Annotated in this window: 17 protein-coding genes; 9 read left to right on the top strand and 8 right to left on the bottom strand. The window is 59.8% G+C overall.

Going from position 1 to position 16984, the window contains the following annotated elements:
* The first annotated feature begins 362 nt into the window (after window positions 1-362).
* Complete coding sequence (guaB, locus tag EV281_RS08000) at window positions 363-1847, top strand: IMP dehydrogenase (RefSeq protein WP_132652565.1); 1485 nt, start codon at window positions 363-365, stop codon at window positions 1845-1847.
* Between the two features lie 2 nt (window positions 1848-1849).
* Window positions 1850-2398, top strand: coding sequence for a hypothetical protein (locus EV281_RS07995; protein ID WP_132652564.1), 549 nt, complete (start codon window positions 1850-1852; stop codon window positions 2396-2398).
* 66 nt (window positions 2399-2464) lie between these two features.
* Here the strand turns inward: EV281_RS07995 and EV281_RS07990 are convergent, their stop codons facing one another.
* Window positions 2465-3379 carry a LysR family transcriptional regulator gene (locus EV281_RS07990; RefSeq protein ID WP_184327234.1) on the bottom strand — a complete coding sequence of 305 codons (915 nt, stop codon included), beginning with the start codon at window positions 3377-3379 and terminating at the stop codon, window positions 2465-2467.
* 100 nt (window positions 3380-3479) lie between these two features.
* Here EV281_RS07990 and EV281_RS07985 point away from each other — a divergent pair, with 100 nt between their 5' ends.
* The 4 genes from EV281_RS07985 to EV281_RS07970 all read left to right on the top strand — a co-directional run bounded on the left by EV281_RS07985 (window position 3480) and on the right by EV281_RS07970 (window position 6634).
* Entirely contained in the window at window positions 3480-4235 is a 756-nt protein-coding gene (locus EV281_RS07985) for an SDR family oxidoreductase (RefSeq protein WP_132652563.1), read from the top strand.
* Window positions 4236-4337: 102 nt separating this feature from the next.
* A complete protein-coding gene (locus EV281_RS07980) occupies window positions 4338-4754 on the top strand; it encodes an MAPEG family protein (protein WP_132653212.1) in 417 nt (138 codons plus the stop codon).
* Window positions 4755-4857: 103 nt separating this feature from the next.
* Window positions 4858-5733: a dienelactone hydrolase family protein gene (locus tag EV281_RS07975; protein WP_132652562.1), complete on the top strand. Its 876-nt coding sequence runs from the start codon at window positions 4858-4860 to the stop codon at window positions 5731-5733.
* 259 nt (window positions 5734-5992) lie between these two features.
* Entirely contained in the window at window positions 5993-6634 is a 642-nt protein-coding gene (locus EV281_RS07970; RefSeq protein ID WP_184327233.1) for a TetR/AcrR family transcriptional regulator, read from the top strand.
* 1 nt (window position 6635) lies between these two features.
* Here the strand turns inward: EV281_RS07970 and EV281_RS07965 are convergent, their stop codons facing one another.
* Complete coding sequence (locus tag EV281_RS07965) at window positions 6636-7595, bottom strand: LysR substrate-binding domain-containing protein (RefSeq protein ID WP_132652560.1); 960 nt, start codon at window positions 7593-7595, stop codon at window positions 6636-6638.
* Between the two features lie 207 nt (window positions 7596-7802).
* On the opposite strand from EV281_RS07965, the gene EV281_RS07960 reads away from it, so the two are divergent.
* Window positions 7803-8102 carry a DUF1127 domain-containing protein gene (locus EV281_RS07960; RefSeq protein WP_132652558.1) on the top strand — a complete coding sequence of 100 codons (300 nt, stop codon included), beginning with the start codon at window positions 7803-7805 and terminating at the stop codon, window positions 8100-8102.
* A gap of 85 nt (window positions 8103-8187) precedes the next feature.
* Here the strand turns inward: EV281_RS07960 and EV281_RS07955 are convergent, their stop codons facing one another.
* From EV281_RS07955 to EV281_RS07935, 5 genes are all read right to left on the bottom strand, one after another.
* Window positions 8188-9078, bottom strand: coding sequence for a DUF937 domain-containing protein (locus EV281_RS07955; RefSeq protein WP_132652557.1), 891 nt, complete (start codon window positions 9076-9078; stop codon window positions 8188-8190).
* A 95-nt stretch (window positions 9079-9173) separates the two neighbouring features.
* On the bottom strand, window positions 9174-10547 hold the full coding sequence (locus EV281_RS07950) for a glutamate--cysteine ligase (RefSeq protein ID WP_132652555.1): 1374 nt from the start codon (window positions 10545-10547) through the stop codon (window positions 9174-9176).
* A 141-nt stretch (window positions 10548-10688) separates the two neighbouring features.
* Complete coding sequence (locus EV281_RS07945) at window positions 10689-11426, bottom strand: 16S rRNA (uracil(1498)-N(3))-methyltransferase (RefSeq protein ID WP_132652553.1); 738 nt, start codon at window positions 11424-11426, stop codon at window positions 10689-10691.
* Between the two features lie 14 nt (window positions 11427-11440).
* Entirely contained in the window at window positions 11441-12937 is a 1497-nt protein-coding gene (locus EV281_RS07940) for an inorganic phosphate transporter (protein ID WP_132652552.1), read from the bottom strand.
* Between the two features lie 63 nt (window positions 12938-13000).
* The gene (locus EV281_RS07935; protein WP_132652550.1) at window positions 13001-13513 is read right to left on the bottom strand and encodes an NUDIX hydrolase; all 513 of its coding nucleotides are present in this window, start codon (window positions 13511-13513) and stop codon (window positions 13001-13003) included.
* 261 nt (window positions 13514-13774) lie between these two features.
* On the opposite strand from EV281_RS07935, the gene EV281_RS07930 reads away from it, so the two are divergent.
* A complete protein-coding gene (locus tag EV281_RS07930; RefSeq protein ID WP_132652549.1) occupies window positions 13775-14650 on the top strand; it encodes a LysR substrate-binding domain-containing protein in 876 nt (291 codons plus the stop codon).
* Window positions 14651-14743: 93 nt separating this feature from the next.
* Window positions 14744-15901, top strand: a complete 1158-nt coding sequence (locus EV281_RS07925; protein ID WP_132652548.1) for an adenosylhomocysteinase — start codon at window positions 14744-14746, stop codon at window positions 15899-15901.
* A gap of 116 nt (window positions 15902-16017) precedes the next feature.
* Here the strand turns inward: EV281_RS07925 and EV281_RS07920 are convergent, their stop codons facing one another.
* Window positions 16018-16914, bottom strand: coding sequence for a LysR family transcriptional regulator (locus tag EV281_RS07920; RefSeq protein ID WP_132652546.1), 897 nt, complete (start codon window positions 16912-16914; stop codon window positions 16018-16020).
* Between the last annotated feature and the right edge of the window lie 70 nt (window positions 16915-16984).

The raw sequence follows: 16984 nt of genomic DNA, 5'->3' as shown, positions 1-16984 counted from the left end.
GGTGTTCGGCACCTTCGTCTCTCGAGTTTGAAATATGCTTGCCCGGCCAGGGCAAGAAATCCGGGCGAACTATTCGACATCTGAGCTAGGCGCATGGCTCCCATGCGAAAGCATCTGCTCGAAAATCGAAGTCGATTTTCACTAAGCCTGACGCATAAATTCAATATGTTAGAGCGTCCTCTGCGCGACGGAACGAGTGCACGGCTCATTAGACTTGGCCGTTTGCCTGGCTTTTTTGCTATTTCCTTCCTGTCATAGACGTGTTACCAGCCCTCGCCAACTTCCATAAACTCATGCACACCGCCGGTGCGGACGATTCGTACCGGGTGGGTCGCATTTTTCTTTCTTGAGGGAATTTGGCCATGGCTCGCATCATAGAAACGCCAACCGGACTGGACGCACTCACCTTCGATGACGTGCTGCTGCAACCCGGTCATTCCGAAGTCCTCCCCGGCCAGACGAGCGTCGCAACACGCCTCGCACCGGACTTCGAGCTGAATATCCCGATCATTTCAGCCGCCATGGACACAGTCACCGAGGGACGTCTCGCAATCGCCATGGCCCAGGCCGGCGGCATCGGCGTCATTCACAAGAACCTGACGCCGGCGGAACAGGCCGAGCAGGTTCGGCAAGTCAAGAAGTTCGAAAGCGGCATGGTCGTCAATCCGGTGACGATTGGCCCCGACGCGACGCTTGCCGATGCCCTGGCGCTGATGAAAATGCATGGCATTTCCGGCATTCCGGTCGTTGAAAAATCCGGTTTGCTGGTCGGCATCCTCACGAACCGCGACGTTCGCTTCGCATCCGACCCGGCCCAGAAGATCTTCGAACTCATGACCCGCGACAATCTCGTGACGGTCAAGGAAAGCGTCGATCAGCAGGAGGCCAAGCGCCTGCTGCACGCACATCGCATCGAAAAACTGTTGGTGGTCGATGGCGAGGGTCGTTGCGTCGGTCTTATTACCGTCAAGGATATCGAAAAGGCGCAGCTGAACCCGAACGCATCGAAGGATGCGCAGGGCCGCCTGCGCGCTGCCGCTGCCGTCGGCGTTGGTGACGATGGTTTCGAACGCGCTGAACGGCTGATCGATGCCGGCGTCGACCTGCTCGTCGTCGATACCGCCCATGGTCACTCGGCCCGCGTTCTGGAAGCCGTCGGCCGCGTCAAGAAGCTTTCCAATTCCGTTCGTATCATGGCCGGCAACGTCGCGACCTATGACGGCACCAAGGCGCTGATCGATTCCGGTGCTGACGTGGTGAAAGTCGGTATCGGCCCGGGCTCGATCTGCACGACGCGTGTGGTCGCCGGCGTCGGCGTTCCCCAGCTTGCCGCGATCATGTCGGCGGTCGAGGCGGCAAAGGCGCAGAATATCCCCGTGATCGCCGATGGTGGCATCAAGTTCTCGGGCGACGTGGCAAAGGCGATCGCTTCAGGCGCTTCGGCCGTCATGATCGGTTCGCTGCTGGCCGGCACCGACGAAAGCCCGGGCGAGGTCTACCTCTACCAGGGCCGCTCCTTCAAAGCCTATCGCGGCATGGGTTCCGTCGGCGCCATGGCGCGCGGCTCGGCAGACCGCTATTTCCAGGCGGAAGTGCGCGATACGCTGAAGCTCGTGCCTGAAGGCATCGAAGGCCAGGTTCCCTACAAGGGACCAGTCTCGGGCGTTCTGCATCAGCTCGCAGGTGGCCTCAAGGCTGCCATGGGCTATGTCGGCGGCAAGGATATCAAGGAGTTCCAGGAGCGCGCCACCTTCGTGCGCATCTCCAGCGCCGGCCTTCGCGAAAGCCATCCGCACGACGTGACCATCACCCGCGAAAGCCCGAACTATCCGGGTGTCGGTGTCTGATAATGAAAATGGGCAGCTCGATTCCGCTCTGGATCATCGCGCTGCTCGCAGCCCTTTGTCTCATCGTCCTCGGCTGGACCACCTTCGGCTTCACCTTGCCTTTCGAGCATGAGACGGGGCAGGCGGTGCTCGATACTTATTTCTCGGGCTATGACGAGGCTGCCGTCTTTCACATGCAGACGCTGCTCGATCAGAACGAGACGGCAAGCCGTATTCTCCGGGCTATGTATTTCGGCCCGGAACTCATCTTTCCGGCCCTGCTGACGGCCCTTCTATTCCTGATTTTCCTGCGGCTCGGGCCGATTGACACATGGCGTGGCAGGCAGGCACCCCGCCTGCTCGGCCGGATGACCTATATCCTGCCCTTCATCTATGGTTTTGCCGATTACGCGGAAAATGTCTCAAGCCTTTTTGCCTTCAGCGATAGCGGTGCGGCGGCCCTTGCCGCGCAGATCCTGCCGTGGATGACAAAGCTGAAATTCGCAAGCCTCGCCATCTGCGCCATTCTCATCGTGCGTGGCGCAATTCTCCGCCAGACGCACCAAGACTGAGCGCCCGCAGCCCCCTTCGCGCAATTCCGGACGCAAAAACCGCTGCACAACAGTGCTGGAACTGCTCTATCGCGGCCAACGCCATGTCGGCTGCGAAAGCCTCGCCGCAAGGAAATCCCCGAGCGCTTCCACTTTTGCCGGCCGGGCACGCGCCGTTGGTGTCACGAAATAAAGTGCGCCTTTCGGCAAGGTCCAGTCGGTCAGGATCGCTTTCAGGCGGCCGTCGACAAGATAGTCGTAAGCTATGAATTCCGGCAATTCGACGATGCCGAGGCCGCGTAACGCCATCGGAATCAGGGCCTCGGAATTGGTGGCGCGCAGCGGCCCGGTCGGCACGACGATCTCCTCTTCACCCGCCTTGTTGCCGAAACGCCAGATATCCTGCCGCGGCCGATAGGCGTAACCGAGACAGTGATGGGCCGCGAGGTCCCGTGGATGCTGCGGGCAGCCGTATTTCTCGAGATAGCTGGGAGCGGCAAGAATGAAGGGCGCGACCGGCGTCAGCCTTTTTGCCACGAGCGAGGAATCGGGCAGCACCGCGATGCGGAGCGCCGCATCGAAGCCGTCACCCACGAGATCGACGACCGCATCGCTCATGTGCATGTCGATCGAAACTTCGGGATAGAGTTCGAAGAAATCGGGCAGGATCGGCGCCAGCCACTGCCGTCCGAAGACCATGGGCACGGCAAGACGAATCAGCCCGCGCGGCTGGCTTGAAAGTTCGCGTGCTGCATTCTCGGCTGCTTCCGCCTCGGCATAGATGCGCTGGGCGCTATCCACGAGCCGCAGACCGAAAACGGTCAGTGCCAGCTGCCGCGATGTGCGGTTGAAGAGCCGCGCTCCGAGCCGCTCTTCCAGCCGACTGATCGCCCGCGACACCGTCGGCACGGAAACCCCGAGCGTCTTGGCGGCACGAGCGAAAGAGCGCTCCTCCGCCACCTTGGCGAACATGGCAAGGCCCTCGAAATCCGGAAAGCTCATCGTTTCATTCCTGCAATGATGTCTTTCATTTCTTTCTATTCAGAAACAGAAGGTCCGTCCACATCTTCAGTCCGGTCGAACACAACAGGAGACGACGACAATGACCCAGAGACTGAATGGAAAGATTGCGGTTATCACGGGCGCCACCTCGGGCATCGGCCTTGCCACCGCAAAGCGCTTCGCTGCCGAAGGCGCACGGCTCTTCATTACCGGCCGCCGCAAGGAATTGCTGGATACAGCCGTGGCGGAAATCGGCGGCAACGTTACCGGCATTCAGGCTGACTCAGCAAAGCTTGCCGATCTCGATCGGCTCTACGACCTGGTGAGGGCAGAGGCCGGCCGTCTCGACGTGCTCTTCGTCAATGCCGGCGGCGGTTCGTTTGCGCCGCTCGGCTCCATCACCGAGGAACAGTATGACGATACGTTCGGCCGCAACGTGAAGGGCGTGCTCTTCACTGTGCAGAAGGCTCTGCCGCTGCTTGGGCATGGTTCTTCGGTCATTCTCACTGGTTCCACTGCGGGTGCATCCGGCACGCCGGCCTTCAGCGTTTATGCCGCCTCGAAGGCCGCAATCCGCAACTTCTCCCGGAACTGGATCCTTGACCTGAAGGACCGCGGCATCCGCATCAACACGCTGAGCCCCGGCCCGACGGAAACGACCGGCCTCGTCGAACTAGCCGGCAAGGACAAGGCACAACAGCAGGGCCTGCTGGATTATATGGCCTCGCAGGTTCCCATGGGCCGCGTCGGTCGTCCGGAGGAAATCGCCGCTACGGCACTCTTCCTCGCATCCGATGATTCGAGCTTCATCACCGGCGCGGAGATCTTCGTCGACGGTGGTATCGCTCAAGTCTGATACAGAAGACGGCCCGCTCCACGGCGGGCCGTCAGGCTCTGGCATCCGCCCGATCTTTCCGCTACTGCTCGCGCAGCAATCGCCGAAATGAAGGGAATGATGATGACCGGCTATGAGATGTTCTGGCCTCTGCTTGCCCACGTCCTGCTGGTCTATATCCTCTACGGGCTGCTCAGCTTGCGTCGCGGCAAGGCAGTTCGCGAGGGCCGGATCAAGAGATCCGATTATCGCGAGAACCGTGACGAACCGGCCGAATGCCTGTTCGTCAAGAACAGCCTTTCCAACCAGTTCGAACTGCCGGTGCTCTTCTATGCTTGCAGCATTCTTCTTTATATAACCGAGGCCGACAATCTGGCGGCCATGGTGCTGGCCTGGCTGTTCGTCATCCTGCGTTATGCTCATGCCTATGTGCATGTCACCAGCAACGATCTGCGCTATCGCAGCCCGCTCTTTGCCCTTGGCTTTGTCGTACTCGCCGGCATGTGGGCCTGGCTTGCCGGCTGGATGCTGTTTTCCTGAGCTGAAGCCGCCAGTAACACAGTTTTGTTCCTCCGTTATCAGGCGCTGGCCTATGTTCTCTCCTGCCGATTGGGCATGGGGTAGGGAACAGAGGAGGTCTGTCATGGAAAAGCCCGTCATTACGCAGGCAATGATCAACGCCTATGACGAATATACGCATCTGACGCTGGATCGCCGCAGCTTCATGGACAAGCTCACCAAGCTTGCCGGCTCGGCAACCGCGGCCGCGGCAATTGCACCATTGCTTGCCGCCAACAAGGCAGCCGCCGAGGTCGTCGCCGAAAATGACGATCGCCTGACCGGCCAGGATATTACCTATCCCGGCAGTGGCGGCGATATGAAAGGCTATCTGGTGCAGCCGAAGAATGCGCCCGGCAAGCTCGGCGCCGTCATCGTCATCCATGAGAACCGCGGTCTCAATCCGCATATCCGCGATGTCGCCCGCCGCATCGCGCTTGAAGGCTTCGTGGCGCTCGCTCCGGATTTCCTCTCGCCTCAGGGCGGCACGCCTGAGAATGAGGATCAGGCGCGCGACATGTTCAGCAAGCTCGACGCGGCCACGGTCACCGCAAATGGCGAAGCAACCGTCGTCTACCTCTCCAAGCTCGATGCGACAAACGGCAAGGTCGGCGCGATCGGCTTTTGCTGGGGCGGCGGCGCGGTCAACAACCTTGCGGTCAAATCGCCTGAGCTGAAGGCGGCCGTCGCCTATTATGGCGCCCAGCCGCCGGCCTCGGACGTGCCCAATATTAAGGCGGCGCTGCTGCTTCACTATGCCGGCCTCGATGACCGCATCAATGCCGGCATCGAAGCCTACAAGAAGGCGCTGGAGGAGAATGGCAAAAAATTCGAAATCTACATCTATGACGGCGCCAACCACGCCTTCAACAACGATACGTCGGCTGCCCGTTATGACAAGGCAGCCGCCGATCTTGCCTGGGGTCGCACTGTCGAGTTCCTGAAACAGAATCTTGCCTGACAGGGCTGAGCATTGTGCCGTAAGGCGACAAGACCGGGCAGCAAACACTCAGTCGGGCCTTGCTGAACAAACTGTTAAGGACCTGTTTCGTGAGGAGCCAAAACGGGGCGTAACGCCCCGTTTTTCATGACCTCTTGCCATTGGTTAAAATCCGACCATTTCCATTTACGACGGATGAATACCTGCATGTCATATCGGCCCGACGCGCCGGTATGACACTCCACTTCCGCCGCTCAATAACGAGACAGATGGGAACCACATGGGCGCGGAGAATTTGGATCGCATAGCGCTTCGCAGGAAGCCAAAACAGGAGCGCAGCATCCAGCGGCTGGATCTGATCCTCAACGCCGCCGCCACCATCATCGCGGAAAAAGGCGTCAGCGCCATGCGGATGACCGAGCTGGCCGCCGCCGCCAAAGTTCCGATCGGTTCGGTCTATCAGTATTTCCCGGAAAAGGCAGCGATCGTCAAAGCGCTGTTTGACCGTCATGCGCAAGCGATCCAGCAGAAGACGACTGAAATGTTCGAAGACGTTCAGTCCTTCGACGAAGCGCTCGACCTGATCGCGACAATGATCGATTGGTACTATGCCGAATACCGCAACGATGCCGCCTATCTCGGCGTCTGGATGGGCACCGAAACCGATCAGGATCTCCTGCGCCTGAACATCGAGCATAGCGGCCAGGTCGCTGAGATCTTTCAGGCTGCCGTACGCCGCCTGGCGCCGGAATCCTGCGATGAGCAAATGAAAGCGCGCACGTATCTTTTCAGTCACCTGATCGGCGCGGCCATCCGCCTTGCGGTGCTGAGTGAAGATAGTTTCGGCGAGCGCATCCTCGAGGAGTGGAAGCGCGCAATCCGTGCTTCCCTCTTTGCCCCGACATCTGCCTCGGCGGCGTAATTTACCAGCTCGGCATCATGCTGGCCGCAGCCTTGAGCCGCGGATAGTGTCGGGCGTAACCCGTCTTCACATCCTGTTCCAGCCCATCTTCGATGACCGTCGGCGTAATGTTGTCGAGGCAGGCCGTGATATGCGCCGTGATTGCATTCATCAGCGATAGCGAAACGCCGGGTCGCTTCATGATACCGATCTGCACCGGCGGCAGCGCCGGGAAGCCGTCTGCCTGGCTCAAGACCTTCATGCCCGTCCGTAGTGCCGATTCCGGCATGACCGAAACCGCCATGCCGGCAAGCACGGCCGAGGCGACCACGGTGCAGGACCAGCTCGTGAACAGGATCTGATATTCGCGGCCGACTGCGTCGAGCGCCGAGCAGGCGAGCTGGCGCCACTGGCAGTCGCGCCGGCCGACGGCAAGCGGCACCGGCGCATCGTCGCGGATCGGATGATTGGCGGAGCTGACCCAGCAGAGCGGCTCCGTGCGCACCACATCCGAAATGCGTTCGCGCGGATTGTGGGTGACGAGCGCAATATCGAGCTCGCCCTTGTGCATGCGTTCGGCGAGGTCGACCGAAGGCTCGCAGACGATATAAAGCTCGACATTCGGGTGCGTCTTGGCGAAGCGGCCGATGATCTCGGGCATATAACGGTCGGCATAATCATCGGGCGTGCCTATGCGAAGCGTGCCTTCCAGCCTGTTGTCGTCAAAGGCGGCGATCGCCTCATTGTTCAGGCGAATAATGCGGCGTGCATAGTTGAGCAGTTTTTCGCCCTCGACCGTCAGCCTGTTGCCGCGGCCGTCCTTGATGAACAGCTGCTTGCCGATGCGCTCTTCCAGACGGCGCATCTGCATGGAGACGGCGGACTGTGTCTTGTAGACCTTGTCGGCGGCCTTGGTGAAGCTGCCGGAGTCCACGATTGCGATGAAAGTCTGCAACTGGTCGATATCAAGGGGCGCCGACATGATCTTGTCCATTCATAAAGATCGCTGATGCTAATCATTAGAAACATTCGTTGGACTGATCAATAGCTCTTTGGCATCTTCGGGATGCAAATCAAGCAAAGTGAAGGACAGACACCCTGCCTGTCCGCCCTGTGACCAGCTTCACCCTTCCTGCACGACCTCGCAGGCGGGGCGGGCTGTTCTGCGCCCCGAAGAAAGGAGAGTTCGATGCGCACTCATGAACAGACACTAGAACTCGACTGCGGCAAACTCGCCCCGACGTTTACCCAGCGTCTCATGGCTGCTTTCGCGCCGCTGGCAACCGCTCTTCGCATTGTGCGCAATCGCTCGCAGGTGAATGGGCTTTACGACCTTGATGACAATCAGCTGCGGGATATCGGCCTGACGCGGGCCGATGTGACCTCCGCCTTTCTCGCTTCGACCTTCTTTGAAGATCCGTCGGAGCATCTGACGCAGGCGGCCAAGCGCCGCTGGCGTATTGCTGTCATGCGCCCCTACAGGGACTGAACGCTCGCGTTTCCCCGCAGGGTGATAGCCAATAGCCCTGCCGCTTAACCCGGAGATCGGCTTTCCCAGCCATCTCCGGGATTTTTTATTTTTCGGTCATCCTGGAGCGGTCTGTGGGGCCGGGGCCTTCGGGAGACGGCGTTGGTCTCGGCCGATAGGCTTCCAAGATTGCCTCGATGCCTTTCTGATAGCTTTTCTGCACTTCCAGACCGCTGTCGAACATGGCATTCAACATATGCGCATAGCTATCGTGTTCAGCTTTCGGATCTTCTTTCGGCTGTTCCGGAGCCTTTGCCGCCGGCTGCTGAAACCCTGCCATCATCTCCTGGAATGCCTTGGCAAAGGGGTTGTCGAGGAAGGGATTGGCGGGCTGCTGCTGGGGTTCGGGTTTTGGTACGCTGAACATCAGCTGCATAGCCTGCGTGAAAGGATTATCGAAAATGCTGGGCTCGGGAGCGGCCTTTGGTTTCGGCGCAAAGCCGGTGCTCTCAAGCCATTTCTGGATCGTCTCCCCCATGGCCGTATTGACGAAAGGATTGACCGGTGAGGCCATCTGACCCGTCGATTGCTTGAACAGCCCACCCATCAGCGTACCGGCCATGACTGGCAGCATTTGCTTGTAGATTTCCTGGCCGATGCCGGTCATCTGCGCCGCTTGCGCGGCAATGGCGCGCGAGACTTCCTTGGAACCAAAGAGCTGGGACAGGATGTTGTTGCCATCGGAAATACCCTCGGGCGTGAAGGCTTTGCTCATATCTTCGAAATATTTGGCATAGTTGCCCGAAGCCACCGCCTGCATCAGGCCCATGAAGTCGTATGGGGTGCTGGTGCTGCGTTTCAGACCGGCAGAAAAGGCCGGCATCAGCGCCGCTATCGCCTTCGTCGCCTGTTCCTGGGCGAGATTGAATTGCTTGGCGAGGGCATCCATCGCCGCCCCGTTCTGCGCCTGCATCATCATGTCGAAGAGTGGTAGCATGAACGTCCCTTTCCCCGAGTCGCGACGCATATTCGCGCCAGTATAGCCCGAAATGGAAATGCGCAAACGGCTTTTTGGAAAGGGTAAATCGCGTCTTAGTATTGATATTCTTGGAAGACCGGGTCGACTGAGCCGCTCCAGCGCCCGTGATACAGCGCCAGCAGATCTTCGGCGAGTGTTGCCTTCTTGGCCAGGACCTCGTCGAGCGGCTGAAGGAAGATGCTTTCATCGACGCCGTCGCCATTCAGCCTGTTGCGCGCCTTGAGGCCGGCGCGGGAAATATTGACGACCTCGCGCGCCGTGTCGATCAGCCGATGGCCACGGAATTCGGCCTTCAGGCCTTCCGCCGGCACCGCGTTGCGCAACGCGTTCACTTCCTCGAAGCCCCAGTCTTTCGTCAGTTCGTCCGCAGCCTCGAGGCTGGCATCGTCGTAGAGCAGGCCGACCCAGAAGGCCGGCAGGGCACAGATGCGCCGCCATGGGCCGCCATCGGCGCCGCGCATTTCGAGGAAGCGCTTCAGGCGCACATCCGGGAAGAGCGTCGAAAGATGGTTCGTCCAGTCGCCCATCGTCGGCTGATAGGCTGATATCTCGCCCTTCAGCGCGCCGTTCATGAACTGCCGGAAAGTGACATGTGTAGCCCGGTGATAGTGGCCGTCGCGCATGACGAAATACATGGGCACGTCGAGCGCCCATTCGGCATAGTCCTTGAAGCCGAAATCGTCGCGGAAAGGGAAGTCCAGCAGTCCGCTACGGCGATTGTCCACGTCGCGCCAGACGTCGCCACGCCAGGAGAGCATGCCGTTCGGCTTGCCTTCAGTGAAGGGTGATGAGGCAAAGAGCGCGGTCGCGAGCGACTGCAGTTTCATCGACACGCGCATCTTGCGGCGCATGTCGTCTTCCGACGAGAAGTCGAGGTTCACCTGAATCGTGCACGTGCGGTACATCATGTCGAGGCCGCGGGTGCCGACCTCGGGCATGTAGTTCGTCATGATCTCATAGCGCGACTTCGGCATGTGCGGGGTTTCCGCATAGGTCCATGTCGGGCTGCCGCCGATGCCGAGGAAACCGATGCCCATCGGCTCAGCGATTTCGCGCACTTGCGCCAGATGCTGGTTGGATTCCTTGCAGGTCTGATGGATGTTTTCGAGCGGCGCGCCTGAGAGTTCGAACTGGCCGCCAGGCTCGATCGAGATGGCGCCCATGCCGTTCTGCTCACCGAGGCCGATGATATTGTCGCCGTCCATGATCGGCTCCCAGCCGGACTTGGCCTGCAGGCCCTTCAGGAGCGCCGAAATGCTGGCCTCGCCGAAATAGGGAACCGGGCTGTTATCCCTGCGGAAGAACACGAACTTCTCGTGCTCGGTGCCGATCCGGAAACGTTCCTTCGGCTTGTTGCCCGCGGCAAGGTAATCGGTCAGCTCCTGAACCGAAGAGAGCGGTGTCTGGTCGGTAGTGTCGCGAGCCATGAAAGTACCTGTATTCGGGAAGGCCGGGGCCGGGCAATTGGAAGGGTGATTAGTGCCCAAGTCAGCTAAGTTGCAAGTGAAATTGTTTCAACAGGTCATCAAAAAAATAGCACCAGTTTTCGCTGGATCGATCCGCGGCAGTCAATTCCAGTCGCCAATCGCCGCTTGCATTACTGCCATTGCCGCGACTGCTGCCGTGTCGGCGCGCAGAATGCGCGGCCCGAGCGGAATGGCGGTCACGAAATCGAGGCTGCGTAGTCGTGTCCGTTCCTCCTCTGAGAAGCCGCCTTCCGGGCCGACCAGCAGCGCGAGCCTTCGCTCCGTCACCTTCGAGAGAATCGGCAGCGGGTTCTGCCCCGCATCGCCCTCGTCGCAATAGATGATGCGCCGGTCAGCAGGCCAGTGGTCGAGAAGATCGGCAAGTTTGACCGGTTCGGCCACATCGGGAATGCCAAGGATGCCGCATTGTTCGGCCGCCTCGACCACATTGGCGCGGATCTTGTCAAGATTGGTGATCTTGCCTTGCACATGCTGCGTCATGACTGGCTGCAAAAGCCCGGCACCCATTTCGACCGCCTTCTGCACCAAATAATCCATGCGGCCGATCTTCAACGGCGCGAAAAGATAGTGCAGATCGGAAGGGGCAGGCTGCGGCCGGGTTTTCTCGATGGCAGTCAGCAGGATGCGCTTGCGGGTCGGGAAGGACAGGCCGGCCTTCCATTCACCGTCGCGGCCATTGAAGAGCAGGATTTCCGTACCCTCTTCCATGCGCAGTACATTGGCGAGATAGTTGAACTGATCGGGATTGGCCTCGACGGTAGCACCCTCTGACAAGGGAGCATCGATAAAAACCCGCTGCATGCGGAAATTGGCGCGCATTCTGAAACCCCGACCTACATGAAGAGCGCGAACATAGCCCAATAAATCACCGCCGCAAGCGCGGCCGAAACCGGCACGGTGATGACCCATGCCCCGACGATCGTCATAAAATGCGAGCGGCGGACGAGATAGCGCCGCCGGGCTTCATGGACGTTTGGCTCGGGCTCGTCGATCTCGAAGGCCTCGGCCTTGCGGCGTATGAACTCGATACGGCGCTTCGAATGACGCGTGTACCATTCGCGAAAGAAACCGACGCCGAAGACAGAGCCGACGGCAATATGGGTGGTACTGACCGGCAGGCCGAGCCAGGAGGCGACGATGACGGTGAAGGCGGTCGACAGGGCCACGCAATAGGCGCGTGTCGGGTTGAGCTTGGTGATTTCCGAGCCGACGAGCCGAATGAGGCGTGGCCCGAAAAGCAGGAGACCGACCGAGATGCCGAACGCGCCGATCAGCATCACCCAGAGCGGCGGCTGGCCGATCATGCCACTGTCGGCGATGCCGGCCGAATGAACGATCGCCGAGAGCGGGCCGACCGCATTGGAAACGTCGTTTGCGCCGTGCGCGAAGGAGAGCAGGGCGGCCGAACCGATCAGCGGAAAATGGAACAACGTCCGGAGCGAACTACGGCGATTTTCGAGATTTTCCGCCTGCCGCAGGACGATCGGCCGCACGACCAGCCAGCTGACGAGGCCTATGCCGATCCCGATCAGAAGGATCGTCAGCGACGGATAACGCCCACGCGGCGCAAGCTGCAGCACCATATAGGCCATGAAACCGCCGGCCATGACGGCGATCATCGCGGGCACCCACCGACGGGCGGCGGCAACCTTGTCCTCTTGATAGACGATGAGGGTTTTCACCAGATAGAGCAGTCCCGCGGCAATCAGTCCGCCGATCAGTGGCGATGTCATCCAGCTTATGCTGATTTCCAGCATCACCCGCCAATTGACCGGTTCAAAGCCGACGGCGCCAATACCAGCACCGATCACGGCCCCGACAATCGCATGTGTCGTCGAAACCGGTGCATTCATCCAGGTGGCGAGATTGATCCAGAGCGCGGCTGCCGTCAGTGCTGCCATCATGACCCAGCCGAGCGTCGCCGGCGGGACCTGCACCGTATCGACGATGCTGGAGGAAATTGTTTTAACGACCTCGCCGCCAGCGATCGTTGCGCCCAGCACCTCGAAGACCGCGGCGATGATCAGCGCCTGCTTCATGGTGATGGCGCGGGCGCCGACGGCCGCGCCGACATTGTTGGTCACGTCGTTGGCGCCGATATTCATGGCCATGTAGGCGGCAAGCGCTGCGGCAGCTATGATCAGGATCGCGCCCGGCCTGTCGAATACATAGACGCCGGCAAAAAGCATGGCGAGGCCGAGAAAGATCAGGCCGAGCCCCGGCGTCACCAGCCGTCGCGAGACGTACCTCGCCGCATCTTCGACATAGGTAAGCTTATCGAGATCCTTGTCGAGCGTGCGTTTGGTGAGCACTGGGTTGCGTTGCGGCATTCTGGTTCCTGGCTGAGCAATGCTTTTTGAGCTGCCCTACTTAGCAGCACAAGATGGCAAGACTCATTCTGCAGGAATTTGTTTCGGCATGCCGCTGGAAAGTCGCTCCGCCATACGTTGTTTGAAGGCAAGGAAGAGGTCGCGCAGGTCAGCCTCGTTCACGCGCTTCACGGCCTCGTCGCAGGAAACCCACTCGATCGTCCGCTCGCCCTTTTCCTTGAAGTTCTTCGCCATGCCTGTCACTTCGAGGGCAAAGACCTGGACCTTGCAGGTCACTTTCAGGCCGTCGCGCAAAACCTTGGAATACGTATAGTGGCCGAGCGTTTCGGTTTCGATCGTACCGCGTATGCCGGCCTCCTCTAGGGCTTCCTGGGCGGCCACTTCGTAGGCGCACTTGCGCGCCATCGGCCAGCCCTTGGGGATCACCCAGCGGCCTGTGTCGCGGCTGGTCATCAGCAGAACTTCGAGATCGCCCGTCTTCTTTTTCACCCGATAGCAGAGAGCAGCATATTGCTGTCTCGGCGGACGCCGAAACATCAGTTGCACATCAGAAGCCAGGCGGGCAAGAAGGGTCAATTGTTGGGTCACCTTTAATGTCGAATCGGTCTTATATTAGTATCATATGAATAGCTTGCGCGATCCATGCATCCAAAGCGAGACGGACACGATTTGTTTCATCGTACATAGGAAAATTCGAAGCGGGACAGGTTCGAAAATTTCGCCATTTCCTGTCGCAAATGCACCCGTCTTGCACAGGTGTACAATATGGTTCGATCTTGCATTCTCTTCAATGCCAAGGTCAGGTGATCCACTACGATTTTCCGGAATGTGGTAACTATGAGACTCCCGCCCCTGAATGCTATCCGTGCTTTCGAAGCGGTCTGCCGGCATGGCAGCATTTTAAAGGCGGCCGAAGAGCTCGGCGTGGTGCGCGGCGCGGTGCGCCAGCAGATATCGACGCTCGAAGATCATCTGGGCCGGAAGCTCTTCGTGCGGGATGGCCGAAGGCTCGTTCCGACCGAAAAGGCGAGGGCCTTTGCCGAGGCCGCCGGAGCTGCCCTGACCATATTGAAACGTGCCGCTGATGAATTCGAGGAAGCGGGTAGGGAGCGCATCCGCCTCGGCGTGCCCTCGGCTTTCGCGATCTGGTGGCTGATGCCGCGCGCGGCCGACATGCAGGCAAGCTTGGGCAGCGTCGAGGTCGATATCGTGCCCATGAGTGTGGCCGAGCCGCTATCCCAGCATCCGGATTTCGATGGAGTCATCATGGGTGGCGAATATCGCTCCTCTGTCGGCATCATCGAGACACGCTTCATGCAGGATGAATTCGGCCCGGTTGCGACGCCCCCGCTGGCAGCCAGACTTGCGGGCGATGTCGCGGCCCTGGCGAAATCAAATATCCTGGTCAGCCGCAGTGCGCCAAAACTCTGGGCGGAATGGTTTGCCGAAAGCGGCGCTCCGCCGGTTGCCTTTACCCATCGCCGCGAGTTCGCGGATCTGCTTCTGGCGCTGGGTGCCGCCCGAGCCGGTCTCGGCGTTGCGCTGGCGCCGAAGGCCTCGATAGAGGACGATCTTGCCCGCGGCGTCCTCGTTGCTCCCTATGGCTTCATTCGCCGCCCGGCGGGTTATAGCCTCTGTTGTCGTACGCTAGATGCGAAACGGCCAGGCTTAGTGGCACTCCGAAACTGGCTGCTGCGCTCCGGCACGGCATGAGAAAGGGCAGTTTTTCTGCCCTTTCATCAGAAATATCTCCATGCCGGCCCTATCTTCCTTTCGCTAGATCAGAGGGGAACGAAAGGGCATGAGATGGAAAAGCTTGCAACACGCATCGACTGGATCGGAAATAGCTGCCGGCTGCTGAAGGCAACGGCCGCGGAATTCGAAAAGACGCGGCCTTTTGATGGCCTCTCGATCGGTACCGGCATCCATCTGGAGCCGAAGACGGTCGCTCTCCTGATGACTCTGCGCGCCGGCGGCGCGCGCCTCGTCTGCACCGGCAACCTGAACAGCACGCAGCCGGCAACGGTCGACTTCCTGCGTTCGCAGGGCATTACCGTTTTTGCGACCCAGACGACCGATCCGGTGGCCCATCTTAAGAGCCTCGAAGCCGTCGTCGCCGAAAAGCCGGATCTGCTGCTGGACAATGGCGGCGATCTCTTCGCGATCGCGGCCGACAGGCCCTATGCCAATCTGCTCGGTGGCACGGAAGAGACGACCTCCGGCCGAACCCGTCTGCTGCCGATGCGCGAGAAGCTTGGTATGCCGATCCTCGTCATCAATGACAGCCCGATCAAGCAATTCGCCGAGAATAAGCACGCCGTCGGCCAGAGCCTGTTCGAAAGCTACATGCGCTTCACCAACCGTTCCACCAATGGCAAACGCGTAACCGTCTTTGGTTACGGCGCCTGCGGCAAGGGCACGGCCGCCTGCTTCCGCAACGCTTTCTCGACCGTGAGCGTCATCGATATCGACCCCGTCACCAGCTTGGAAGCCCACCTCGACGGTTTCGTCACACCGCTACGCGAACAGGCGATCCGATCTGCCGATGTCATCGCCACGGTCACAGGTTTCCCTGACATCATCACGTCAGCTGATCTGCCATTCATCAAGGACGGGGCGATCCTGATGAATGGCGGTCATTTCCCGCATGAGATCGACGTGGCCGCTTTCCGCAGCCATCCCGATATTGTCGGTATCGATCGCTACGAGGCCGATCATATCGAGACTTTCCACCTCAGGGACGGCCGGTCATTCCACGTGCTCGGCGGCGGCCATATGGCCAACCTCGCCGGCCCGCGCCCGCTCGGCAACTCAGTCGAATCCATGGATCTCGGCTTTACCTTACAGGCCCGCTGCCTGGAGCGGGTCGCAAAGCGCGGCGTCGGTGCCGAATCCTGCATCGTACCGGTGCCCGCTGATATCGATGCGATGGTCGCCAGCGCCTATCTTGATCTGGCGCGCTAAAGCAATTCCAGCAAAAGTGCGTAGCGGTTTTGCGTTCGGAATTGCGCTAAACAAAGAAGCAATTCCAGCAAAAGTGTGCCGCGGTTTTCCGTTCGGAATTGCGCTAAAGCAGCAGTTCAGCGCTCCCAATAGGGAACCGGGCCATAAAGTTCGGCCAGAAAGTCAATGAACAACCGAACCTTGGCCGGCAGGAATTGCCGGCTCGGATAAACCGCCGAGAGCGTGACATTGTGCGAGCCTTCGTAAGCCGGCAAGACCTGCACGAGCTTGCCGTTCTTCAACTCCTCGCCAATGTCCCAGGTGGAGCGCAGCGCGATCCCGAGGCCGGCAATGACCGTTTCGCGGATCACCTCGCTGGAATTGGTAATCAGCATACCCTCGGGCCGCAGGCTGAAGGCCCCGTCCGGACCGTCCAGCCGCCAGACGTCATTATTATGCGCTGGCAGACAGCGATGCTGTTTCAGCTCTTCGATATGTTTGGGCATGCCGTGACCGGCGATATAGTCAGGTGAAGCACAGAGCACGCGGCGCACAAGTGCCAGCCTGCGTGCGACAAGGCTGGAATCGGTAAGCTCCGCAATGCGGATGGCAAGATCGAAGCCGCCGCCGACGATATCGCTGAACTCGTCGGTCAGCACCAGATTGATCGCAAGCTCTGGATGGGCGTCCATGAAGGCTTTCAGATGCGGGGCAATATGCATCCGCCCAAAAGAGGTGGGGGCGGAGATCTTCAACGTGCCATGCATCTGCGCTGAGCGGCCGGAAATATAGAATTCCGCCTCCTCCAGCCCCGCCAGGATGCCGAGAACCCGGTCGTAGAAACCCTGGCCGGCTTCCGTCAGCGAGATCTGTCGCGTCGTGCGCTGCAAAAGCCGCGTGCCGAGCCGGTCCTCCAGCCGCTTGATGCGCTTGGAAACGACGGCCGGGGAAAATCCGAGCGCGCGGCCGGCAAGCGACATGCTGCCGGTCGAAACGACCTTGGCAAAGATTTCGAGATCACCCAGATTGGTCATAAGCTTCTGTAACTTTTTCCCCTTTTGGCATAAGTGCTTAACATTTGCGCCGGTTTCGGGAAAGTGCTAA

This window comes from Rhizobium sp. BK418, assembly GCF_004341105.1.
Lineage (GTDB): Bacteria > Pseudomonadota > Alphaproteobacteria > Rhizobiales > Rhizobiaceae > Rhizobium.
This window is presented reverse-complemented; position numbering and strand designations above follow the sequence as displayed.

Excerpts from the sequence above, each read along its gene's own strand:
- guaB (WP_132652565.1), top strand. The coding sequence starts at position 363 with ATGGCTCGCATCATAGAAACGCCAACCGGACTGGACGCACTCACCTTC.
- EV281_RS07995 (WP_132652564.1), top strand. The coding sequence starts at position 1,850 with ATGAAAATGGGCAGCTCGATTCCGCTCTGGATCATCGCGCTGCTCGCA.
- EV281_RS07990 (WP_184327234.1), bottom strand. The coding sequence starts at position 3,379 with ATGAGCTTTCCGGATTTCGAGGGCCTTGCCATGTTCGCCAAGGTGGCG.
- EV281_RS07985 (WP_132652563.1), top strand. The coding sequence starts at position 3,480 with ATGACCCAGAGACTGAATGGAAAGATTGCGGTTATCACGGGCGCCACC.
- EV281_RS07980 (WP_132653212.1), top strand. The coding sequence starts at position 4,338 with ATGACCGGCTATGAGATGTTCTGGCCTCTGCTTGCCCACGTCCTGCTG.
- EV281_RS07975 (WP_132652562.1), top strand. The coding sequence starts at position 4,858 with ATGGAAAAGCCCGTCATTACGCAGGCAATGATCAACGCCTATGACGAA.
- EV281_RS07970 (WP_184327233.1), top strand. The coding sequence starts at position 5,993 with ATGGGCGCGGAGAATTTGGATCGCATAGCGCTTCGCAGGAAGCCAAAA.
- EV281_RS07965 (WP_132652560.1), bottom strand. The coding sequence starts at position 7,595 with ATGTCGGCGCCCCTTGATATCGACCAGTTGCAGACTTTCATCGCAATC.
- EV281_RS07960 (WP_132652558.1), top strand. The coding sequence starts at position 7,803 with ATGCGCACTCATGAACAGACACTAGAACTCGACTGCGGCAAACTCGCC.
- EV281_RS07955 (WP_132652557.1), bottom strand. The coding sequence starts at position 9,078 with ATGCTACCACTCTTCGACATGATGATGCAGGCGCAGAACGGGGCGGCG.
- EV281_RS07950 (WP_132652555.1), bottom strand. The coding sequence starts at position 10,547 with ATGGCTCGCGACACTACCGACCAGACACCGCTCTCTTCGGTTCAGGAG.
- EV281_RS07945 (WP_132652553.1), bottom strand. The coding sequence starts at position 11,426 with ATGCGCGCCAATTTCCGCATGCAGCGGGTTTTTATCGATGCTCCCTTG.
- EV281_RS07940 (WP_132652552.1), bottom strand. The coding sequence starts at position 12,937 with ATGCCGCAACGCAACCCAGTGCTCACCAAACGCACGCTCGACAAGGAT.
- EV281_RS07930 (WP_132652549.1), top strand. The coding sequence starts at position 13,775 with ATGAGACTCCCGCCCCTGAATGCTATCCGTGCTTTCGAAGCGGTCTGC.
- EV281_RS07925 (WP_132652548.1), top strand. The coding sequence starts at position 14,744 with ATGGAAAAGCTTGCAACACGCATCGACTGGATCGGAAATAGCTGCCGG.
- EV281_RS07920 (WP_132652546.1), bottom strand. The coding sequence starts at position 16,914 with ATGACCAATCTGGGTGATCTCGAAATCTTTGCCAAGGTCGTTTCGACC.